This is a genomic window from Oceanibaculum sp. (genome assembly GCF_022449305.1).
Taxonomy (GTDB): domain Bacteria; phylum Pseudomonadota; class Alphaproteobacteria; order Oceanibaculales; family Oceanibaculaceae; genus Oceanibaculum; species Oceanibaculum indicum.
The window spans coordinates 1-22,992 of sequence record NZ_JAKUSO010000021.1 but is presented as its reverse complement, the minus strand read 5'-3'; the positions used below and the strand labels follow the sequence as shown (position 1 = coordinate 22,992).

At 65.6% G+C, this 22,992-nt stretch carries 18 protein-coding genes; 12 read left to right on the top strand and 6 right to left on the bottom strand.

Annotated features, from left to right (window positions below; translation table 11 throughout):
* Positions 1-29: 29 nt before the first annotated feature.
* Entirely contained in the window at positions 30-2,447 is a 2,418-nt protein-coding gene (locus tag MK313_RS08600; protein WP_287780877.1) for a transketolase, read from the bottom strand.
* 578 nt (positions 2,448-3,025) lie between these two features.
* Between MK313_RS08600 and fliF the strand changes: the two genes are divergently transcribed.
* The 10 genes from fliF to MK313_RS08550 all read left to right on the top strand — a co-directional run bounded on the left by fliF (position 3,026) and on the right by MK313_RS08550 (position 15,635).
* The gene (gene fliF, locus MK313_RS08595) at positions 3,026-4,708 is read left to right on the top strand and encodes a flagellar basal-body MS-ring/collar protein FliF (RefSeq protein ID WP_287780876.1); all 1,683 of its coding nucleotides are present in this window, start codon (positions 3,026-3,028) and stop codon (positions 4,706-4,708) included.
* A 65-nt stretch (positions 4,709-4,773) separates the two neighbouring features.
* On the top strand, positions 4,774-5,790 hold the full coding sequence (gene fliG / locus MK313_RS08590) for a flagellar motor switch protein FliG (protein WP_008945690.1): 1,017 nt from the start codon (positions 4,774-4,776) through the stop codon (positions 5,788-5,790).
* A gap of 24 nt (positions 5,791-5,814) precedes the next feature.
* Positions 5,815-6,597, top strand: a complete 783-nt coding sequence (locus tag MK313_RS08585) for a FliH/SctL family protein (RefSeq protein WP_287780875.1) — start codon at positions 5,815-5,817, stop codon at positions 6,595-6,597.
* A gap of 31 nt (positions 6,598-6,628) precedes the next feature.
* On the top strand, positions 6,629-6,979 hold the full coding sequence (gene fliN / locus MK313_RS08580) for a flagellar motor switch protein FliN (protein ID WP_008945688.1): 351 nt from the start codon (positions 6,629-6,631) through the stop codon (positions 6,977-6,979).
* Between the two features lie 28 nt (positions 6,980-7,007).
* Complete coding sequence (locus MK313_RS08575) at positions 7,008-7,889, top strand: motility protein A (RefSeq protein ID WP_008945687.1); 882 nt, start codon at positions 7,008-7,010, stop codon at positions 7,887-7,889.
* A 54-nt stretch (positions 7,890-7,943) separates the two neighbouring features.
* Positions 7,944-9,335: a sigma-54-dependent transcriptional regulator gene (locus MK313_RS08570; protein WP_287780873.1), complete on the top strand. Its 1,392-nt coding sequence runs from the start codon at positions 7,944-7,946 to the stop codon at positions 9,333-9,335.
* Between the two features lie 32 nt (positions 9,336-9,367).
* Positions 9,368-11,491, top strand: coding sequence for a flagellar biosynthesis protein FlhA (gene flhA / locus MK313_RS08565; protein ID WP_008945685.1), 2,124 nt, complete (start codon positions 9,368-9,370; stop codon positions 11,489-11,491).
* A gap of 87 nt (positions 11,492-11,578) precedes the next feature.
* Entirely contained in the window at positions 11,579-12,562 is a 984-nt protein-coding gene (locus MK313_RS08560; protein WP_287780871.1) for a GTPase, read from the top strand.
* Positions 12,559-13,362 (top strand): MinD/ParA family protein, encoded by an 804-nt coding sequence (locus MK313_RS08555; RefSeq protein WP_287780870.1) that lies wholly within the window; start codon positions 12,559-12,561, stop codon positions 13,360-13,362. Before MK313_RS08560 ends, MK313_RS08555 begins: the two co-directional genes overlap by 4 nt.
* Positions 13,359-15,635, top strand: a complete 2,277-nt coding sequence (locus tag MK313_RS08550) for a hypothetical protein (RefSeq protein ID WP_287780869.1) — start codon at positions 13,359-13,361, stop codon at positions 15,633-15,635. The genes MK313_RS08555 and MK313_RS08550 overlap by 4 nt, the downstream gene beginning before the upstream one ends.
* 6 nt (positions 15,636-15,641) lie before the next feature.
* Here MK313_RS08550 and MK313_RS08545 read toward each other — a convergent pair whose 3' ends face one another.
* The 3 genes from MK313_RS08545 to MK313_RS08535 all read right to left on the bottom strand — a co-directional run bounded on the left by MK313_RS08545 (position 15,642) and on the right by MK313_RS08535 (position 18,449).
* Positions 15,642-16,883 (bottom strand): MFS transporter, encoded by a 1,242-nt coding sequence (locus MK313_RS08545; protein ID WP_287780868.1) that lies wholly within the window; start codon positions 16,881-16,883, stop codon positions 15,642-15,644.
* Between the two features lie 231 nt (positions 16,884-17,114).
* The gene (locus MK313_RS08540) at positions 17,115-17,486 is read right to left on the bottom strand and encodes a hypothetical protein (protein ID WP_287780867.1); all 372 of its coding nucleotides are present in this window, start codon (positions 17,484-17,486) and stop codon (positions 17,115-17,117) included.
* 33 nt (positions 17,487-17,519) lie between these two features.
* Entirely contained in the window at positions 17,520-18,449 is a 930-nt protein-coding gene (locus MK313_RS08535; RefSeq protein ID WP_287780866.1) for a DMT family transporter, read from the bottom strand.
* A gap of 327 nt (positions 18,450-18,776) precedes the next feature.
* Here MK313_RS08535 and MK313_RS08530 point away from each other — a divergent pair, with 327 nt between their 5' ends.
* The gene (locus MK313_RS08530) at positions 18,777-20,651 is read left to right on the top strand and encodes an ABCB family ABC transporter ATP-binding protein/permease (RefSeq protein ID WP_287780865.1); all 1,875 of its coding nucleotides are present in this window, start codon (positions 18,777-18,779) and stop codon (positions 20,649-20,651) included.
* 208 nt (positions 20,652-20,859) lie between these two features.
* Here MK313_RS08530 and MK313_RS08525 read toward each other — a convergent pair whose 3' ends face one another.
* Positions 20,860-21,282 carry a flagellar export protein FliJ gene (locus MK313_RS08525; RefSeq protein ID WP_287780864.1) on the bottom strand — a complete coding sequence of 141 codons (423 nt, stop codon included), beginning with the start codon at positions 21,280-21,282 and terminating at the stop codon, positions 20,860-20,862.
* An 8-nt stretch (positions 21,283-21,290) separates the two neighbouring features.
* Positions 21,291-22,619, bottom strand: coding sequence for a flagellar protein export ATPase FliI (gene fliI / locus MK313_RS08520; protein WP_287780863.1), 1,329 nt, complete (start codon positions 22,617-22,619; stop codon positions 21,291-21,293).
* Positions 22,620-22,776: 157 nt separating this feature from the next.
* On the opposite strand from fliI, the gene MK313_RS08515 reads away from it, so the two are divergent.
* Positions 22,777-22,992: response regulator (locus tag MK313_RS08515; RefSeq protein WP_287780862.1), on the top strand; the 216-nt coding region annotated here is incomplete at its 3' end.

The following is a 22,992-nucleotide window of genomic DNA, read 5'->3' as shown; positions in this document are numbered from 1 at the left end:
AGCGGTCGATAGAGTATGCAACCCTTTGCTTAGAGACTTCCCCCGAGACGCCCCCCGATACGACCCAGGCAGGCCGTCGCCACCGCATCGATAAGCGCCTCCGCATCCAGCCCGTGCACGCGGTAGAGATCGGGCAGATCGGCGGACTGGCCGAACTTGGTAACGCCAAGCGCATGCACAGGACGCCCTGCCGCCGCGCCAATCCAGGACAGGGCGGCCGGGTGACTGTCATGCGCCGTGACCAGCGCTGCCGCCGGCGCCTGTGCCAGCAGCCTGTCGAGATGCGTCGGCTGTACCTTCTGGCCCTTGCGGCGCGCCTCGGTCTGCCGGTTCCAGTCGCTGTAGAGCCGGTCCGGCGAGGTGACGGCCAGCACGCCGAGGCCCGGCATATCCTCGGCCAGCGCAGAGTGCGCCTCCATGATCTCCGGCGCCACCGCGCCGCAATAGACCAAGGCCACCTCCGAGTCCGGCGACGGTTCGACCAGCCAGTAGGCGCCGGCCACCACCTGTGCTGCGAAATCCGCATCGAGGCTGCGCTGCGGCTGCTCCAGCCCTCGGGTCGAGAGCCGCAGATAGAGCGAGCCGCCATCCGCCGCCTGCATATGGCCAAAGCCCCAGCGCATCACCGCCGCCAGCTCGTCGGCATAGGCCGGCTCGAAATAGGTCAGGCCCGGCTGGCCCATACCGATCAGCGGTGTGGAGATCGACTGGTGCGCCCCGCCCTCCGGCGCCAGGGTGATGCCCGACGGGGTGGAGACGAGCATGAAGCGCGCATCCTGGTAGCAGGCATAGTTCAGCGCATCGAGGCCGCGCGCGATGAACGGGTCATACAGCGTGCCGACCGGCAGCAGCTTCTCGCCGAACAGCGGCCCGGCAAGGCCAAGTGCGGCCAGCATGATGAACAGATTGTTCTCGGCGATGCCCAGCTCGATATGCTGGCCGGTCAGCGAGCGCGCCCATTTCTGCGCCGAGACCACCTTTTCCGCGCGGAAGATGTCGTCGCGCGCCCGGCGGCTGAAGATGCCGCGCTGGTTCACCCAGGCGCCGAGGTTGGTGGAGACGGTGACGTCCGGCGAGGTCGAGACGATCCGCCCTGCCAGGTCGCTGCGCCCCTTACCCAGCGCGTTCAGGATATGGCCGAAGGCGGCCTGGGTGGAAATCCTGTCAGCCTTCACGGTGGGGAAGTCATCGGGCACAGCGACCCGCGCACTCTCCTTCACCCGGCTGCCCGGCTGGTTGAACGGGGCCTTGGCGATGAAGTCGCGCAGCTTGGCCACCGGCAGATCGCGGTCGTCCAGCGCCTCCCATTCGGCGCCGTCGGCGATGCCCATCTGGCTCTTGAAGCTGGCCATCTGCTCCACGCTCATCAGCCCGGCATGATTGTCCTTGTGGCCGGCCTGCGGGGTCTGCGCGCCCTTGATCGTGTAGGCGATGAAGCAGTGCGGCGTGTCATCCTCGGCCTGGGCGAAGCCTTCCAGCACGGCTTCCATGTCATTGCCGCCCAGATTGGTCATCAGAAGGTGCAGGCCCTCATCGTCATATTCAGCCAGCAATTGCGGGATGCCGTTATGACCCGCCAGATCCGCCAGCACATGCTTGCGCCAGCCGCTGGGATCGCCATTCTGGCCCTTGAAGACCAGCGCCGAATACAGATCGTTCGGGCAATCGTCGATCCAGTTGCGCAGGGCCTCGCCGCCGGGCTTCTTGAACGCCTCCTCCAGCAGCTTGCCATACTTGATCATCACGACCTTCCAGCCAACCGCGGCGAAGAAGCCCTTGATCTTCTGGAACAGCTGGTCGTTCACTACGCCGTCCAGGCTCTGGCGGTTATAGTCGATCACCCACCAGGTGTTGCGGATGTCGTACTTCCAGCCTTCCAGCAGCGCCTCGTAGATATTGCCCTCGTCCAGCTCGGCATCGCCCATCACGGCGATCATCCGCCCCGGCTTGGCAGCCTTCTCCCGCTCCGGGAAATGCTGGCGCACATAATCCTGGGTGATCGAGCCAAACAGCGTCATTGCCACGCCAAGACCGACCGATCCGGTGGAGAAATCCACCTCGTCCTTGTCCTTGGTGCGCGACGGGTAGGATTGCGCGCCGCCCAGCGCCCGGAAATTCTCCAGCGCGTCGCGATCCTGCCGGCCCATCAGATACTGGATGGCGTGGAAGATCGGGCTGGCATGCGGCTTCACCGCCACCCGGTCCTCAGGCCGCAGAATATCGAAATACAGCGCCGTCATCAGCGTTGCCACCGAAGCAGAAGAAGCCTGATGGCCGCCGACCTTCAGCCCGTCGCGCGACGGGCGGACATGGTTGGCGTTATGGATCATCCAGTGCGAGAGCCACAGCACGCGGCGCTCCAGCGCCTTCAGATAGGCAAGCTTGTCTGCCGGCGCGTCCTTCTTGTCACCGGAAACCAGCGCCAGTTGCGTCGCCTTGCCCGCCATGCCCGTCACTCCCTCGCTCTTTTGTGCGGTCTTCGACCGTGGCCTGCCAAAATATGGCCCAAGCCGCCGGTGAAGACCAGAGACAGCGGCCCCCCTCCAATGCGTATCCGATGGTCACAGGATAGCTGCCGCTCCCTTCCGACCGGAATCCTTGTCGCGCTGAATTCATGCAATATTCAAGAAACGCCCCATAAAGGATTGTTCTTTCACTGATTCATCTGCTATATCTGCTCTAGGCAAAAGTTGCCTAGTTGCAACAGTTGGGGTAAAATCAGCAAAAGCTGGTTCGTGGGGCACGCAAATCACTTCATTATAATTAAAATTTTAGGTAATTTGCTGAATACCGGATCTGCAGCCGTCTGGATCACCGATATCGCGGCTGGATAACGCGACCGAGCGCCCCTCAAGAGCCACGAGAGCGGGCGCGGCGGTCAGGAAAGCGTGACCGGGAAAGCAAAGCCAGAACTGAAGCCGGGTCATCCCGGCGATGGCAGGGTCAGAGACGATCAGGCTCCCCCCGATATGGGGAACAGACAAGGGGCCATAGCGGCGAGGAAGGGCGAACCGTGAACCCAATTATGCAATTCTTCCGAAATCTCGGTGCTGTGCGCCTCGCCGTTCTCGGCGGCGTTGCGGTTGCCCTCATCGCCTTCCTATTCTTCCTGACCAGCCGCCTGGCCTCGCCCAGCATGCAGTTGCTCTATTCCGGACTGGAGCCAGGCGATTCCCGCGAGGTGGTGAACTACCTGTCGCAGAGCGGCGCGCAGTTCGAGCTGCGCGGCCAGAATGGCAGCGAGATTTACGTGCCGGGCGACCAGATCAACAATCTGCGCATGGCGCTGGCCCAGCAGGGCCTGCCGACCGAAGGCTCGATGGGCTATGAGATCTTCGACAAGTCCGACGGTTTCGGCACCACCAATTTCGTCCTGAACATCAACCAGCTGCGCGCGCTGGAAGGCGAGCTGGCCCGCACCATCGGCTCGATCCGTGGCGTGCGCTCGGCGCGCGTCCATCTGGTGATGCCGCGCCGCGAGCTGTTCAGCCGCGAACGCATGGAGCCCAGCGCCTCCATCGCGCTGCGCATGCAGGGCGCGCAGCGCCTCGATCGCGAGCAGATCAAGGCGATCCAGTATCTGGTCGGCGCGGCGGTGCCGGGGCTGACCCCGACCAAGGTGTCGATCATCGATGACAAGGGCAGCCTGCTGGCGCGCGGCGTTGATGACCCGAACGACCCGAACCATCTGGCGGCCACTGCCGAGGAACGCCGCATCGCCTACGAAAGCCGCACGGCGCGCGCCATCGAGATGCTGCTGGAGCGCTCAGTCGGCTATGTCAAGGTGCGCGCCGAGGTGCATGCCGACCTCGATTTCGACCGCATCGTCACCAACCGCGAGGAATATGATCCGAACGGCCAGGTCGTGCGCTCCACGCAGAATGTGGATGAAAGCCGGGAGAGCACCGAGAGCGGCGCCAACCAGGCGGTCACCGTGCAGACCAACCTGCCGGAAGCGCAGCAGGGCCAGCCCGGCGGTGGCGCCAGCAGCCGCGATTCGCGGACCGAGGAAACCGTCAATTACGAGATCACCCGCACCGTGCAGAACATCGTGCGGGAGACCGGCAATGTGCGCCGTCTGACCGTGGCGGTGCTGGTGGACGGCACCTATACACGCGGCGATGGCGGCGAGCCGGTCTATCAGGAGCGCAACGAGCAGCAGCTGCAGCAGATCGAGGCGCTGGTGCGCTCGACCATCGGCTTCGATGCCAATCGCGGCGACCAGATCGAAGTGGTGAACATGCGCTTCGCGCCGCTGGACGATATCGGCGTGGGGGCGGATTCCACCCTGTTCGGCCTGTCCAAGAACGACTTCCTGCAGCTTGCCGAGATCATCGTGCTGGCGGTTGTCGGCCTGCTGGTCATCCTGCTGGTCGTCCGCCCGGTGCTGAGCCGCCTGTTCGAATCGCTGCCGGCCGCCGGTGCGATCCTCAGCGGCCCGACCGGCATGCTGCGCGACCAGTCCGGTGCGACCGCCGCCCTGGCCGGCCCTGGCATGCCCGGCATGGAAATGGCGCCGGAAGGCATGGGCGCGCTGGCCCTGCCGGAAGAAGAAGAGGAGGATATGCTGGACACGATGATCGATATCAGCCGTGTCGAGGGCCGCGTGCGCGCCTCCTCGCTGCGCAAGATCGGCGAGATCGTGGACAAGCATCCGGACGAGGCGGTCTCGATCATCCGCAACTGGATGTACCAGGAACAGAACTGACCCCGTTTGGCCATGGGCAACCATGAGGCCGCGTGACATCAGGCCGCGGCCGGGAGAATGAGACGATGCGCGTAAGAGAAGACTACCGCTCGCTGGGCGGCCCCGAGAAGGCAGCGATCCTGCTGATGAGCCTGGGCGAGGAGCATGCCGCCAAGATCTTCGCCCTGATGGAGGACGAGGAGATCAAGGAAGTCTCCCAGGTCATGGCCAATCTCGGCACCGTCAGCTCCAACATCGTGGAACGGCTGTTCGTCGAGTTCGCCGAGCAGATTTCCTCCACCGGCTCGCTGGTCGGCAGCTTCGATTCTACGGAACGCCTGCTCTCCAAGGTCCTCGACCCCGACCGGGTCGGCGACATCATGGAGGAAATCCGCGGCCCGGCCGGCCGCACCATGTGGGACAAGCTCGGCAATGTGAACGAGCTGGTGCTGGCGAACTATCTGAAGAACGAATATCCGCAGACCGTCGCCGTGGTCATGTCGAAGATCAACCCGGCGCACGCCGCCAAGGTGCTGGCGCTGCTGCCGGAAAACTTTGCCATGGAAGTGGTGATGCGCATGCTGCGCATGGAATCGGTGCAGAAGGACATTCTGAACGACGTCGAGCGCGTGCTGCGCACCGAGTTCATGAGCAACCTCGCACGGTCCAACCGCCGCGATCCGCACGAGATGATGGCGGAAATCTTCAACAGCCTGGACCGCGCCACAGAGACGCGCTTTGTCACGGCGCTGGAAGAACGCAACCGCGACGCGGCGGAGAAGATCAAGTCGCTGATGTTCACCTTCGAGGATCTGGCGAGGCTCGATCCGGGCGGCGTGCAGACCCTGCTGCGCACGGCGGAGAAGGACAAGCTGGGCCTTGCTCTGAAGGGCTCCACCGAGGACCTGCGCGACCTGTTCTTCTCCAACATGTCGGAACGCGCCGCCAAGCTGATGCGCGAAGACATGGCGGGCATGGGCCCGGTGCGCCTGAAGGAGGTCGAGGAGGCACAGACCTACATGGTGCAGCTGGCGAAGGACCTCGCCAACCGTGGCGAAATCGTCATCGCCGAGTCCGGCGGCGACGATCAGCTGATCTACTAACGACCCGGAAGCACAGCACACGGCATGAAACCCTTCCTGTTCGAACGCGACTTCGACATCGACCCGGCGGAGCTGAAGCGCCGGCGTGAGGCCGAGCGCGCGGCGCAGAAGAAGGCGGAACAGGAAGCTGCCGAGGCAGCCGCCGAACCGCCGCCGCCGAGCTACAGCCAGGAAGAGCTGGACCAGGTCGCCACTGACAGCTTCCAGCGCGGCGTCGAACAGGGGCGCGCCGAGGCGATGACCGGCGTCGAGCAGCGGCTTGCCGACAGCTGGCAGAGTGTCGGCGACCGCTTCCGGCAGTTGCAGACTGCGCATCGGGCGGCGCTGGATGCGCTGTCCGCCGACCTGACCGAGCTGGCCTATACGATGGTCCGCCAGCTGTCGCCCACCCTGGCAAAAAGCGGCGGCATGGCGGAGATCGAGGCGATGATCGCCGAGGTGTTCGGCTCCCTGCGCGACGAGCCGCGCATCATCGTGCGCGTCCATCCCGATCTGGCCGAACAGGTGCAGACAAGGATGACAGAAATCGCCGCCGACAATGCCTTCGAGGGCCAGATCACGGTCCGCCCGGATGCCGAGCTTTCGGAAGGCGACTGCCGGCTGGAATGGTCCGAAGGCGGTGCGGAACGGCTGCAGCGGGACATCTGGCGGCGGATGAGCGCCGCGATGGAACGCACGCTGGGGCGCGCGCCGCGCGAGCTTTCCCCACCGCCCGAAACTGAAACACCCGAAGAGATGGCTGACGACATGCCGGCCCCGACCGGCGACGAGCCATCCCCCGAAACGCCCGGCCCCAAGGCCGAATAGCCCCTAAAGCCGCATAGCCAGGGAGACAGACATGGCTGACGACGACGATCTCGAACTCTCCGAACTGGAAGGTCAGGAGCAGCCCTTCGCCGACGATGATGGCGGCAGTCAGGACGACGATATCCAGCGTTCCGCCCGCGATCTGGAGGCGGTCTATGACATTCCCGTCCAGGTCTCCGCGGTGCTGGGCAAGGCCACCATGCAGGTCAGCCAGCTGCTGAAGCTAGGCCGCGGCGCGGTGGTCGAACTGGACCGCAAGGTCGGCGAAGCCATCGACATCTATGTGAACAACCGGCTCGTCGCACGCGGCGAAGTGGTCATTGTCGATGAACGGCTGGGCGTGACTATGACGGAAATCATCAAGTCCGACCGGTCGAGCTGATCCGCATCTGACGTAAGGATTTTCGTGCATGTCGGATGTTTCCAGCAAGACGGAAGCCGCCGCCGGAAGGGCTGCGCCCGCTGCCGGTATCAGGATGGCGACGAACCGGGCCGATCTCGTGCCGCCCGGATCGCGCATGGTCGTCGATTTCGCGACCATCCTGGGCCTGGTCGGCGGTTTCGGGATGATCTTCGCGGCGATGAGCATCAGCGGTTCATCCGCCGCCTTTCTCGATATCCCGTCGGTGCTGATCGTGCTTGGCGGCACCTTCGCCGTGACGCTGGTGTGCTATTCGCTGCGTGATGCGCTGCGCGCGCATGAGGTGATCGGCAATGTGCTGCTGCGCCCGGCGCGTAACGCGCAGTCGGCCGCTGTCTGGATGCTGCACCTGTCGGAGATCGCCCGCGCCAAGGGCGTGCTGGCGCTGGAAAGCGGGCTGTCGGAGATGCAGCGCGAACCCTTCCTGCACAAGGCGGTGCAGATGGTCGTCGATGGCTCCCCGGCTGATGAGGTGGAGCGCATCATGCGCCAGGAGATGGCGGCCACCGCGATGCGCCAGACACAGACCGCCGGCATGCTGCGCAAGGCGGCGGAAGTCGCACCGGCCATGGGTCTCATTGGCACGCTGGTCGGCCTGGTGCAGATGCTGGGCCGGCTCAGCGATCCGTCCTCCATCGGGCCGGCCATGGCTGTCGCCCTGCTGACCACCTTCTATGGCGCGGTGCTGGCCTACATGGTGTTCGCGCCGCTGGCCTCCAAGCTGGAGCGCAACATGGGCGAGGATCAGATGGTCTCGCAAATCTATCTGATCGGCGCCGCCTCCATCGCCCGGCAGGAGCATCCGCGCCGGACGGAAATGCAGATCAATACCGTGCTGCCGCCCGCGCAGCGCATCGATTTGTTCGACTGAACGAAGGCATCCCAGGCCCTTCCGGGGGCAACCGGGGTCAATGGAGAGTTAGGTATGCGTTTGCTCATTCTCGGCGCCCTTGAAGGGCATCTGACGGCCGCAAGCCAGATCGCGCTGACCCGCGGTGCCAAGGTCAGCCACGCCGATACCATCGATAAGGGGCTGCAGGCGCTGCGCGCCGGCCAGGGCGCTGACCTGGTGATGATCGATGTCAGGCTGCCGATTGCCCGCTTCATGGAGAGCCTGAAGGCGGAACGCATCACGATTCCCGTGGTTGCCTGCGGCATCGGCACCGATGCCGATACCGCCGTGAGGGCAATCAAGGCCGGCGCCAAGGAATATGTGCCGCTGCCGCCGGACGCCGCCCTGATCGCCGCCGTGCTGGAGGCCGTCGCCGAGGAATCCAACGCTGTCATCTTCAAGGATGTGGCGATGGCGCAGGTCATCAAGCTGGCCGAACAGATCGCCCCGTCCGACGCCTCCGTACTGATCACCGGCGAGAGCGGCACCGGCAAGGAGGTGATGGCCCGCTACCTGCACAGCAAGAGCCGCCGGGCCGACCAGAAATTCGTCGCGCTGAACTGCGCCGCCATCCCGGAGAACCTGCTGGAATCCGAACTGTTCGGCCATGAGAAGGGTGCCTTCACCGGCGCCGTCGCGCGCCGCATCGGCAAGTTCGAGGAAGCCAATGGCGGCACCCTGCTGCTGGACGAGATCAGCGAGATGGACCCGCGCCTGCAGGCCAAGCTGCTGCGCGTCATCCAGGAGCGCGAGATCGACCGCGTCGGCGGCACCACACCGGTGAAGGTGAATGTCCGGCTGATCGCCACCTCCAACCGCAATCTGGAGGAGGAGGTGAAGAACGGCAATTTCCGCGAAGACCTCTATTTCCGCCTGAACGTCTTCAACCTGGCCTTGCCGCCCCTGCGCAAGCGCCCGCAGGACATCCACGTTCTGGCCGAGCATTTCGTGAAGAAATATTCGGAAGCCAACGGCATCGACATTCGCCCGCTGTCGGCCAAGGCCATTGCGCGGCTGCAGGGCCATCACTGGAAGGGCAATGTGCGCGAGCTGGAAAACACCCTGCACCGCGCCGTGCTGCTGGCCAGCGGCACCGAGATCGGGCCGGAGGCGATCATGCTGACCGGCGAACAGCCGGGAACGGCCCCGGTCGCCGAGGTGCCTTCCTTCCAGGCCGCGACGGATGATGGCGACGATGACACCCGCTCCACGGTGGAAGCGCTCGGCCTTGGCAAGCTGGTCGGCCGTACCGTCGCCGATGTCGAACGCGACCTGATTATCGACACGCTGAAGCACTGCCTGGGCAACCGCACCCATGCGGCCAACATCCTGGGCATCTCGATCCGCACCCTGCGCAACAAGCTGCGGCAATATACCGAAGAGGGCGTGCCTGTGCCGATGCCCGGAGAAGCGGAAACCGCATGACGCCGCACCGCCACTGGATGACGGGCTGAGGCATGGCTGACACCTCGCAACAGGATTCGGGCGGAGGCTCCGGCGGCGGCATACAGGCGCTGCTCGGCCGCTATGGCGGCATTGTAAACCGCCCGGATATCGCCGTTGCGCTGGGCATGATCGGCATCCTGTCGGTGCTGATCCTGCCCATGCCGACCTGGCTGCTCGACATCGCGCTGGCGTTGTCGATCACCTTCTCGGTCCTGATCCTGATGACGGTGATGTTCATTCACCGGCCGCTGGACTTCAACGCCTTCCCCACGGTGCTGCTGATCGCCACCATGCTGCGGCTGGCGCTGAACCTGGCCTCCACCCGCCTGATCCTTGCCGAAGGCCATACCGGGCCGACGGCTGCGGGCGATGTGATCGCCGCCTTCGGCTCCTTCATGATGAGCGGCAATTTCGTCATCGGCGTCATCGTGTTCGGCATCCTGGTGATCGTGAACTTCATCGTCATCACCAAGGGTGCTGGCCGTATCGCCGAAGTCGGCGCGCGCTTCAGCCTGGACGCCATGCCCGGCAAGCAGATGGCGATCGACGCCGACCTGTCCTCCGGCCTCATCAACGAGGACGAGGCCCGCACCCGCCGGAAGGAGCTGGAGGAGGAAAGCGGCTTCTTCGGCGCCATGGACGGTGCCTCTAAATTCGTGCGCGGCGACGCCATCGCCGGCCTGCTGATTACCTTCATCAATGTCATCGGTGGCATGATTATCGGTGTGGCGCAGCAGGGCATGAGCTTCAGCGCGGCGGCGCAGACCTATACGCTGCTGACCGTCGGCGACGGGCTGGTCAGCCAGATTCCGGCGCTGATCGTCTCCACCGCCGCCGGCATGCTGGTCTCCAAGTCGGGGACGCCGGGCACTGCCGACAAGCAGCTGATGAAGCAGCTGGGCGGCTATCCGACGGCGCTCGGCCTGTCTGCCTTCCTGATGCTGGTGCTGGGCGTGCTGCCTGGCCTGCCCTTCCTGCCCTTCGCGCTGCTGGCCGCAATCACCGGCGGCGCCGCCTATCTGCTGACCCGCCAGAAGAAGGCCGAGACGCTGCGCAAGGCCGAGGCCGTCGCCACCGAGACGGCGGAGATGCCGGTCGCCGAGGAGCCGATCTCCACGGCGCTGCATATCGACCTGATCCGCCTGGAGCTGGGCTACGGTCTGCTACCGCTGATCAACAGCACCGATGGCCAGCGCCTGACGGAGCAGATCAAGGCGTTGCGCCGGCAGCTGGCCAGCGAGATGGGCTTCATCATGCCCTCCGTGCGCATTCAGGATAATCTGCAGCTGCCGCCCAACACCTACATGATCCGGGTGAAGGAGATCGAATCCGGGCGCGGCGATATCCGCCCCAACATGCTGCTGGTGATGGACCCGCGCGGCCAGAAGATCGACCTGCCAGGCGAGAACACGCGCGAGCCGACCTTCGGTCTGCCGGCCATGTGGATCAATCCGAGCCACCGCGAGGAGGCGATGTTCCGCGGCTATACCGTTGTCGATCCGCCGACCGTCATCACCACGCATCTGACCGAGATCGTCCGCGACAACATGGCGGACCTGCTGTCCTACACCGAGACCCAGAAACTGCTGGACGAGCTGTCGGGCCAGCATCAGAAGCTGATCGGCGACATCGTGCCGACGCATATTTCCGTGGGCGGCTTGCAGCGCCTGCTGCAGAACCTGCTGTCGGAGCGGATTTCGATCCGCGACCTGCCGACGATTCTGGAGGGCGTTTCGGAGGCCAGCACCTACACGCGCAACATCACCATGATCACCGAGCATGTGCGCTCCCGCCTCGCCCGGCAGATCAGCGAGCAGTATGTCAACGAGGAAGGCCATATCCCGATCGTCACCCTGTCGCCGGACTGGGAGCAGGCCTTCGCCGAATCCATCGTCGGCCAGGGCGACGACAAGCAGCTTTCCATGCCACCCAGCCAGCTGCAGCAGTTCATCGGCGCCATCCGCCAGACCTTCGAGCAGCTGGCGGCACTGGGCGAGGCGCCGGTACTGTTGACCAGCCCGGCCATTCGGCCTTATGTGCGGTCGATAATCGAACGGTTCCGACCGGCGACCGTGGTATTGTCGCAGAGCGAGATTCACCCCAAGGCCAAGATCAAGACCCTGGGACAGATATGAGATTGGCGTGTCAGGCTGCCCCTCGCGCTATCCCGGATAGCGTGATCAGGAACAGGCGGCCGGCACACCGGAGGGCCAGGACGAAGCATGCGTCTTAAGACTTTCAAGGCTCCGTCGATGGCCGAGGCGATGCGGATCATCCGCGACGAACTCGGCGAGGATGCCATCATCGTTTCCACCCAGAAGGGCGAGGAAGGTGGTGTGCGCGTCACCGCCGCGCTTGATATCGTGGAAGATCTGGACCCGCTGGACGACCATCATCATCACAGCCCGGAAGTGGCTGACCTCGGCGATATTCTCTCGGAGGCGATGGAACAGCACAGCGTGCCGGGGCGGCTGGCCGACCGGCTGCTGCGCGCGGCCTCCGGCCTCAACACCGACGATCCGGCACTGGCGCTGGCCGGCGCGCTGGACAGCCAGTTCCGCTTCGCGCCGATGCCGGAGAATGATTTCCGCCGCCCGATCATGCTGATCGGCCCGCCCGGTGCGGGCAAGACCCTGACCGTCGCCAAGCTGGCCACGCGCTGCGTGCTGGCGCGCCGGACGGTGCGGGTCATCACCACCGATACGGTGAAGGCCGGCGGCGTGGAGCAACTTTCCGCACTGACCTCCGTTCTTAAACTGAAGCTGCAGACGGCGGACAATCCGGGCGACCTGAAACGCTACTGCGCGGAACGCGGGAAATATCTGCAGCTCATCGACAGCGCCGGCATCAATCCGTTCGACCCGGCCGAGCTCAAGGAGTTGAAGAACCTGATCGACGCGGCCGAGGCCGATCCTATGCTGGTGCTGCCCGGTGGCGGCGATGTGCATGAGGCGGCAGAAATTGCCGAGATGTTCAAGACGCTGGGCACCAGCCGACTGATCGCCACGCGGCTCGATCTCGCGCGCCGTCTTGGCTTTATGCTGGTGGCCGCGGAAATCGGCCAGTTCCGCTTCTCCCATGTCAGCACCTCGCCGCGCGTGGCCGAGGGGCTGGCGCCTCTGAACCCGGTTTCGCTGGCACGTTTGTTGCTTTCTCAGGAAAGGGGGATCAGTACCCCGGCATTTGGTGACAGGGTCTTCGCATGAGCAACGCCATACCTCCCGTTTCCGACCCGGTTCGCCTGCCCCGTGCCCTGGGCAAGACGCAGAACATGGTCGCCATCGCCTCCGGCAAGGGCGGGGTCGGCAAGACCTGGCTGTCGGTGACACTGAGCCATGCGCTGGCGCTCAGCGGCGAAAGCGTGCTGCTGTTCGACGGCGACCTCGGGCTGGCCAACATCGATGTCCAGCTCGGGCTGATGGCCAAGCGCGATCTTGGCGCCTTCATCGAAGGCAAGGCGACGCTGAGCCAGACCATCACCCCGCATCCCGAAGCCTCCTTCTCAGTGATCGCCGGCCGCTCCGGCTCCGGCAGCCTTGCCGCCCTGCCCGTCCCGCGCCTCACCCATCTGGGCGAGGAGTTGCAGCAGCTTGCCCTCGGCTATGACCGGGTGGTGCTGGATCTGGGGGCCGGCATCGACCGCACGGTGCGCACGCTGGCCGGCTGGGCCGGCACGACGCTGGTCGTCACCACCGCCGACCCGACGGCGCTGACCGACGCCTATGCCTTCATCAAGTTGACCCTGCAGGGCGACCCCAACGCCGATGTCCGCATCATCGTGAACATGGTTGATTCGGTCGGCGAGGGGCAGCGCACCTATCAGACACTGCTGAAGGCCTGCCAGAGCTTCCTGAAGGCCTCGCCGCCGCTGGCCGGCATCATCCGGCGCGACCGCAAGGTTGCCGACGCCATTCGCAACCAGACATCGATCCTGCTGCGCTCGCCGAACAGCGACGCTGCCCGTGACGTCGAGAAACTGCTGGAAAGCCTGCTGGAGCCGCAATGAGCTTCGTCCCGCCGACATCGCCCGTCGGAGTCGCCGGTACGGCGCCGGCGGCGACCGTCGGCACGCTGGTCAATGCGCCGGAATCGCTGAAGGCGGCCGATCCGGGCACTGTCGTCAAGGGCACGGTGGAAGGCCGCGACAAGCAGGGCAATCTCATCGTCCGCACCGAGCAGGGGGCCGTGGCACTGCGCACGGCGGCCAATTTCCGGCCCGGCACAGCGCTGACCATGGAGGTCCGCGCCGTCGGCGACAGCCAGCAGGTGGTGGTCCTGTCGGTTGACCGACGGGCGGCCCCTACACAGCAACCTACTCAGCAGCCGCTGCCGCAACAGCCCGCGCAGCCTGCCCAGCAACCGGCACAACAACCGGGCCAGCAGATAGGCCAGCAGCCGGCTGCACAAACACCTTCCGTACCGGCGCAGGGTGCGGGGCAGGTACCGGGTGGCACACCCACGCAACCCGCCAGCCCGGCCGGAACACCGCAGACCGGAACGGCAACGCCCGCTCCCCAGCAGGGGGCACAACCGGCAGCCCAGCAGCCGGCGGTTTCCGTCGCCTCCTCCCCCGTCATTGCGGCCAGCACCCAGCCACCGCAGCCCTTGCAGGCCGGGCAGACGGTCCAGGCCCTGCTGGTGCAGACCTTGACCGGCCAGGGCCAGGCGCAGGGGCAGACGCCGGTCCAGGGGCAGACGATTCCGGGAGCCTCCCCGACCACGCCAACGCAGGCCGCGCCTGCGCAGCCCGCGCCAGCACAGGCCGCAGCCCCGCAGGCAGCGCAAGCTGCTACCGGGGCGCCTCCGGCTACGACCGCGCCGGCAACGACGCCCGCGAACACCACCATTCCCACGACTGGCGCACCCGCAATTGGCACGCCGACACCGGCATCCACCGTCACTCCTGCAACGCCGCCGGCATCCGCGCCGCTACCCACTCAGGCCGGCAGTACTACGCCTTCGGCGCCAACAGCAGCGGCACCAGCAGCGCCAGCCGCAACGCCACAAGCCGCAACTCAGTCAGCAGGCGCGCCCGCCGCAGCCGGCCCGACACCGCCCCCGGCGGGTCAGCCGGTCCAGACGCCAGCGCTGCCCCCCTCCCTGACCGCGCCCTCGACAAGCGCCAGCCTCACGGCGCTGCCCGCTGGCGCGCCCGCCGCCCAGATCCTGCAGGCCCTGCCGGCCGGCAGCACCATCGCCGTCACGGTGAATGCCATCCAGCAACCGGCGCAGGCACAAGGGACAACAGCAGGACAAACGACACAGGGAGCAGTACAGGGTGCGGCAGCGGGGCAAGTAACACAGGCTGGTCAGGCGACAGCGGGCCAGACGCCCACCCCACCCCCCGGCCTGCAGCCGCTGCCCACCGGCGGCGCGACCATTACCGCCACGGTCGTCGGCAGCACGGCGGCAGGCCAGCCGCTGCTGCAGACCAGCTTCGGCCTTGTCACCATTCCGGGCGCGCAGGGCCTGCCAACCGGAACCGGCGTCACGCTGGGCCTGTCGCCCAGCGCCCTCGGGAATGCGGAAGCCACCGCCCGCGCGGCCCTCGGCCTGCCACCGGGCAACGCCACCGGAACGGCGGCGGCAGGAGGACAGCCAGCAAGCCTTGGCAGAGCGTGGCCGGCCCTGAATGAGGCCTTCGTCCAGCTGTCGCAGACCAATCCCGCCCTGGCCCAGACCCTGCTGCAGACGGCCATCCCGCAGCCCGGCCCGCAGCTGGCCGGCGCCCTGCTGTTCTTCATGGCGGCGCTGCGCGGCGGCGATGTGCGGAGCTGGATGGGCGATCAGACGGCCCGCGCGCTGGGTGGGCGCGACGGGCGCAGCCCGCTGCTGTCGCGCCTCAGCGACGATATGGGGCAGATGACACGCACTGGCACCGATGCCGCCGGCAATGAATGGCGCGGCTTCTATATCCCGCTGTTCGACGGGCGCGATTTGCAGCAAATCCGGCTGTTCATGCGCGATCCCACGGAGGAAGGCGACGGCGGCGCGGAGGGCGGATCAGGCCACCGTTTCCTCATCGACCTCGACCTCAGCAAGCTGGGCGCGTTGCAGCTCGACGGGCTGGCCCGCACGGAAAGGCTGGACCTGATCGTGCGCACCCACCGCGCCCTGCCACGCGACATCAAGGCGGAGATCGTCCGGCTGTTCGAGGAAACCGCCGAGCGGGTCGGCCTGAAAGGCCAGGTCAGCTTTCAGGCGACGCCGCATTTCCCGCCCCTGCCCTTCGTCGAGCACAACGAGATCATCGAGGTGCACAGCGAGATCGAGGCGTAGCGTTTCTTACGCCTTGGCGGGCGACAGCCGGTCCAGCGGGCGTTCGTCGATCGGCCAGTGCACGATGCCGGCGAAGATGCCGAGCGCGATCGAGCAATACCAGACGACATTGTAGGAGCCGGTGGTGTCATACAGGTAGCCGCCGCCCCACACGCCAAGGAAGCTGCCGATCTGGTGGCTCAAGAACACGATACCGGTCAGCATCGACATGTATTTCGGCCCGAACACCTGCGCCACAATGCCGGAGGTCAGCGGCACGGTGGACAGCCACAAGAGGCCCATCGCGGCGGCGAAGATCAGCACCGTGGTCTCGGTCATCGGGAAGGAAATGAACAGCACGATGACGGCGGAGCGCGTCACATAGAGCATGCTCAGCAGGTACTTCTTGCTGTACTTGCCGCCCAGCACGCCCGACGTGTAGGAGCCGATGACGTTGAACAGCCCGACCAGGCCTAGCGCCCAGGCGCCGATCCGCGGGTCCAGCCCCCGGTCGATGACGAAGGACGGCAGGTGCGCGGCGATGAAGGCGACATGGAAGCCGCAGACGAAGAAGCCGGCGGTCAGCAGCAGGAAACCGCGATGCCGGCTGGCCTCGCGCAGCGCCTCGCCCAGGCTCTGGGTGCTGGCCGGCCCGGCCGAGAGTCCGCCACGCTGGCCGATACCCCAGAAGGCGCCAGCCAGCGGTAGCATGGCCAGCGAGCTGATACCGAGGATCAGCACCGTGGTCTGCCAGCCATAGGCGGACAGGAAGGCCTGGCCCAGCGGCACCATGGCGAACTGGCCGAAAGAACCCGCCGCCGTCACGATGCCCAGCGCCCAGGAGCGCTTCTCCGGCGCCACCACCTTGCCGACAGCGGCCAGCACGATGGAGAAACCGGTGCCGGACAGGCCGAAGCCGACCAGCACGCCGGTCGAGAGGTGGAACAGCATCGGCGTGGTCGATACCGACATGATGAGGACGCCGGCGCTGTAGAGCAGGCCGCCGCCAATCACCACCTTCATCGGGCCGAACCGGTCGGCCAGCGCGCCGGCGAAGGGCTGCCCCAGACCCCAGAGCAGGTTCTGCAAGGCAATCGACAGGGCGAAGATCTCGCGCCCCCAGCCCAGCTCGCCGGAGATCGGCACCATGAAAATGCCGAAGGCGGAGCGCACCCCGAAGGACAGCGCAACGATCAGGCTGCCGCACAGCAGGATGGCGAACAACGGCATTTGCCAGCCCCGTCCCGACTCCACCATCTTTTCCGACATCGTCCGCTCCCCCGCGAAGAAAATCCCAAACTAATCTTATCGGTTCTGCCGGCCGCAACTAGCGGTCAGCCGGAATGGCCGGAATGCACCCCATACTGTGGTGGTGACAATTCCGCCGCCGAAACGGGCCCTAAAACTGGCCCCGAAACTGGCGGCACTATGAAATCAAAACGCCGGGCGAAACAGTACCGGGCGCGACATACTCTTTTTCAAATTGAGTGGGTAATCGCCTCAATAGGCATCGCAGCGCATGGTACGGCCATCGCGCTCCACATACAGCATCACAAGGGCGGCGTGCTTCACCGAGCCGTCGCAGTAGCGCCGGCCAGCGGTTACGTCGGAAACGATGGACATGGCGAGCCGCGTGCCCTTGGCGCGTTCGACGCTGGCGGCATCCAGCGTGCGTTCGGTGCACAGCTCATAGCCGGGCATGATTCTGGCTTCCCAGGCATAGGCCCCGGCCAGCGTGGCGCGCACCGGCTCGGTCAGCTGGTTGCGGATGCATACGGCCTCCGCCGGCCCGCCAAGGGACAGGCCCGCCAACAGCACCGCTCCGCCCAGGAACAACGGCGCTGAGAACAGCCGCACCGGCATTTTTGTCATGCGATCCCCCAACCCCTGTATTCGGCAGGAATATTACCCTTTTTGCGGCTTCTGCCGCAAGCGGCCCAGCCTGGTCTCGCGGTGCAGGATATAAAGCCCGCTGGCGATTACGATGGCCGAGCCGACAAAGACCCAGCGGTCCGGCAGCTCGCCGAACAGCCAGTAGCCGAACAGCCCGGCCCACAGAATGCCGGAATATTCCAACGGCGCGATCAGCGAGGCCGGCGCCTTGCGGAAAGCCTGGGTCAGCAGATATTGCGCCGTGCCGCCGATGATCCCCATGCCGACGAACAGCCCCCAGTCGAACCCGGTCGGCTGCACCCAGCCAGACAGCAGGAAGGGCGCCGTCGCCAGCGCGCCGGCCGTCGTCATGTAGGTCATCAGGGCGATATTGGTCTCGGTGCGTGTCAGCAGCCGGACCTGCAGCATCGCCAGCGCCAGGAACAGGCTGGCAATCAGCGGCAGGAAGGCAACCGGCTGGAACAGCTCCGTACCGGGCCGGAGGATGATGAGCACGCCGATAAAGCCGACCACCACCGCCGACCAGCGGCGCGGCCCCACCCGCTCGCCCAGCAGCGGCATCGACAGGGCGGTGATGAAGAGCGGCGCGGAGAAGGCGATGGCCACCACCTCAGCCAGCGGCATCAGCGCGAAGGCGTTGAAGAACAGGATCATCGAGGTCAGCCCCAGCGCCGCGCGGATCAGATGGCCCTTCCAGTTGCGCGTGCGCAGCGCCGCCAGCCGGTCCTTCCGGGCGGCCAGCATCAGTGCGATGGGGATGAAGGCGAAGAAATTGCGGAAGAACACGATGTGCATGACCGGGTAGGTGACGGCCAGCCACTTGATGGTCGCATCCATCACCGAAAAGGCGAAGATCGACGCCAGCATGAACAGGGCGCCCGCCGCATTGGCGCGCTCCTCGGTCTCGGCGGCGGAAAGCAGGGGGGCTGGCTTGTCGGTCATGGCGCCCTTGTGCCACGCCCGGCACGGCAGGGAAAGGGCGGGGGCAGACCGCCATGAAAGATTAACGCGCAGGCGTTGCCTCATACTCCAATCGTCACCCCCGGTCTTGTACCGGGGGTCCAGGGTTCAGCCTGCTGGATCGATGCCGAAGCGAGCCGAAGCCTGGATTCCCGGGACAAGCCCGGGAATGACGGTTTGAGAGGGGCTTCTACTGTCACGACAAGTTAGCATCCGTCATGCAGCGACCATGACGCGCAGAGCAAAAAACACTATCCAAATCCGCCGCGAAGCCCCACTTAGGAGAAAACCCATCGAACGGAAATCGACATGACCCAGGCCCATGGCGCGGCAGCATCCGCCGCGCGCAGCGGTTCCGACCTGAAGGCGGACGCGAAGGCGATCCGCGCGCTTGCGCCCTATCTCTGGCCGAAGGACGAGCCGGGCATGCGGGCGCGCGTCATCGTGGCCATCGTGTTCCTGGTCATCGCCAAGATCGCCACCGTCTATATCCCCTATGTCTATAAGCTGGCGGTCGATGCGCTGACCAATCCCGACCTTGCGGCGATTTCCGTGCCGGTCGGCCTGCTGGTCCTGTACGGCCTGGTGCGTGTCGCCTCCTCCGGCTTCAACGAGTTACGCGATTTCGTGTTTGCCAGGGTGGCGCAGCGCGCCATCCGCAATGTCGCGCTGAAGACCTTCCAGCACCTGCACGACCTGGCGCTGCGCTTCCATCTGGACCGGCAGACCGGCGGCCTGTCGCGCGTCATAGAGCGCGGCACCAAGGGCATCGAGTTCCTTTTGAACTTCATGCTGTTCAACATCGTGCCGACGATCCTGGAAATCCTGCTGGTCTGCGGCATCCTGTGGGTGCTGTACGATTTCTGGTTCTCGCTGGTCACCTTCGCGACCATCGCCGGCTATATCGCCTTCACCCTGTCGATCACCGAATGGCGCATCAAGTTCCGCCGCGCCATGAACGAGACCGACCAGGAGGCCAACACCAAGGCCATCGACAGCCTGCTGAACTACGAAACGGTGAAGTATTTCGGCAATGAAGCGCATGAGGCGCGGCGCTTCGACGATGCGCTGCGGCGCTACGAATTCGCGGCGGTGAAGAGCCGCACCACCCTGTCGCTGCTGAATGTGGGCCAGGGTGCGATCATCGCCATCGGCCTGGTCGCGGTCATGGTGATGGCCGGTTACGGCGTAAAGAATGGCAGCATGACGGTCGGCGACTTCGTACTGGTGAATGGCTATCTGATCCAGCTCTACATGCCGCTGAACTTTCTGGGTTTCGTCTATCGCGAGATGAAGCAGTCGCTGATCGACATGGAGGCGATGTTCCGCCTGTTGGGCGTCGAGCGCGAGGTGAAGGACCGGCCGGATTCCGTCGATCTGGTCACCGCCAACGCCACTGTGGAATTCCGCGAGGTTAGCTTCGGTTACCGCCCGGACCGGCCGATCCTGAAGGATGTCAGCTTCAAGGTGCCGGCGGGCAAGACCGTCGCCATCGTCGGGCCGAGCGGGGCGGGTAAGTCCACCATTTCGCGCCTGCTGTTCCGCTTCTACGATGTGGATGGCGGTTCCATCCGCATCGACGGACAGGATGTGCGCGAGCTGACGCAATCCTCCCTGCGGGCCGCCATCGGCATCGTGCCGCAGGACACCGTGCTGTTCAACGACACGATCTATTACAACATCGCCTATGGCCGCCCCGGCGCCACACCGGCGGAGGTGGAGGAGGCGGCGCGCCTTGCCCAGGTGCATGATTTCGTGCTGGGCCTGCCGGACGGCTACACCACGCGGGTCGGCGAGCGCGGGCTGAAACTGTCGGGCGGCGAGAAGCAACGCGTGGCGATTGCCCGCACCATCCTGAAGCGCCCGGCCATCCTGCTGTTCGACGAGGCGACCAGCGCGCTCGACACCCATACGGAGCGGGAAATCCAGGGCGCGCTGCGCGAGGTCTCCAAGGGACGCACCACGCTGGTCATCGCGCACCGCCTATCCACCGTGGTCGATGCCGACGAGATCATCGTGCTGCAGGCCGGCGAGATCGTGGAACGCGGTGCGCACCGCGATCTGATCGACCGGGACGGCATCTATGCCGCGATGTGGCGGCGCCAGCAGGAAGGCTTCGATCTCGACCGCGGCCTGCCGGCCGGTGTGGAGGATATGACGGCGGCGAAGCCGGAGACGGCCTGAGCGGACAACTCGGCAAGGCGCACTCGACTCTCCCCCTACCTCAGACCGTCACCCCCGCACTTGTTGCGGGGGTCCAGGCCTCAATCTGCTGGATCGTCGGTCGAGTAAGCTGAGACCTGGATTCCCGGGACAAGCCCGGGAATGACGGGGAGAAAATGGGGGAAATGCCGGGAGGAGAATTAGCCGCAGCGGCGGCGCCGGAGACGGCCTAGCCCTCGCCGTTGTTGCGGCGGTGCATGGCGAGGCCCATCTCGTCCAGTAACTCCTGCTCGCGGCGGTTGGCCTCCTCCTGTTCGCGGCGTTCGCGGTTAGCCTTGGTGATCTCGTATTTCTTCAACTCCGCGAAGGCTTCGGCTACCGCGTCGCGGGCCTCGCCAGCCGCCTTTTCCAGCACCGCGATCCCGGCATCGATGGCTTCGCGCCGGCGTTTGGCCGCCTGGAGATAGGCACCATAGGTATAGGCCCCCTCCCCGCCCTTGGCGGCCGTTTCCTTCTCCGCCACCATCTCTTCGTCCAGGGCGGCACGCTGCCCCCTGGCATTGTCCAGCCGGCGTTCCGCCTCGGCCAGCGCGCGGCGCTTATCGTCAAGCTGATGCGTGTGCAGGCGGATCAGCGTGGAAAGCGCCTTCATGGCCTAGCTCACTCCACCGCTTCCAGGATCGTCGCCAGCCGGTCATAGCCTTCGGACAGGCCGGCGCGCTCATAGGGGTCCTGACGCAGGAAGGTTTCCAGCGGCTCGTGATAGCGGATGGCCTCGTCCACCGCCGGATCGGTGCCCTGCCGGTAGGCGCCGAGGCGGATCATCTCGGCCATGTCCTCATAGGTGGACATCAGCCGCCGCGCCTGGCCCAGCAGCTTGTTCTCCTCCGGCGAGTTGCAGTTGGGCAGCGCGCGCGAGACGCTGCGCAGGATATTGATCGCGGGGTAGCGGCCGCGCTCGGCGATCTGGCGTTCCAGCACGATATGCCCGTCCAGGATGCCGCGCACCGCGTCGGCGATGGGCTCGTTATGGTCGTCGCCTTCCACCAGCACGGTGAACAGGCCGGTGATGCTGCCCCTGTCGATGCCGGGGCCGGCGCGCTCCAGCAGGCGCGGCAGCTCGGCGAAGACGGTCGGCGTATAGCCTTTGGAGGCCGGCGGCTCGCCGGTCGACAGCCCGATTTCGCGCTGCGCCATGGCGAAACGGGTGATCGAATCGATCATGCACAGCACGTCGCGGTCGGTGTCGCGGAAATATTCCGCGATCGACAGGGTGATCTGCGCCGCCTGCCGGCGCATCAGCGGCGATTCGTCGGATGTCGCCACCACCACGACGGAGCGGGCCAGCCCTTCCGCCCCCAGCTGTTCGTGCAGGAATTCGCCAACCTCGCGGCCGCGCTCGCCGACCAGTCCGATCACATTCACATCGGCCTGGGTGAAGCGCGCCATCATCGACATCAGGATCGACTTGCCGACGCCGGAGCCGGCGAAGATGCCCATGCGCTGGCCCCGGCAGGTGGACAGGAAGGTGTTGATCGCCCGCACACCGAGATCGATCTTCTCACCAATCGGCTGGCGGGCATGCGGCGAGGGCGGGCGGTTGCGCAGCGGGATCGCGATCTTGCCCTGCGGCAGTGGCCCTTTGCCGTCTACCGGTTCGCCCAGCGCGTTAACCACGCGGCCCAGCCAGCCTTCGTGCGGGTAAACCATGGGCTCGGCATTTTCCAGCTCGGCCTTGCAGCCGATGCCGATACCATCAAGCGTGCCGAAGGGCATCAGCAACGCGCGTTCGGCCCGGAATCCCACCACCTCGCACGGCACGCGCCGGCCCTGCCGCGTGACCAGCCGGCAGCGGTCGCCGATGGAGAGCGACCGGCACGCGCCGGCCACTTCGACCATCATGCCCAGCACCGCCGAGACGCTGCCATACATGGTGTATGAGGGCACCCGTTCCAGCTCTTCGCGCAATTGCCGCAGCGGCGATTCCATCGGCTTGCCAGCTCCCATCGTGATCGGCCACCCATTGTAGCGCAGCGGCGGCGCCGGGGCGAATTTGTTAATTCGTTAACGTTCCCTTCAATTTTTCATGTTAACCTTTCCTTATTGTCGCGGAAGAAAACCGTGACGACGGGAGAAGGAGAGTGCCATGCGCGTACTGTTGGTCGAGGACGATCAGGTCGTGGCCCGCAGCGTCGAGATGATGCTGCAATCGGCGAATTTCATCGTGGACGTAACCGACCTCGGCGAGGACGGGCTGGAGATCGGCAAGCTTTACGACTACGACATCATCATTCTCGATCTCATGCTGCCCGACATGGATGGCTATGAGGTTCTGCGCCGGCTGCGCCAGGCGAAGGTCGAG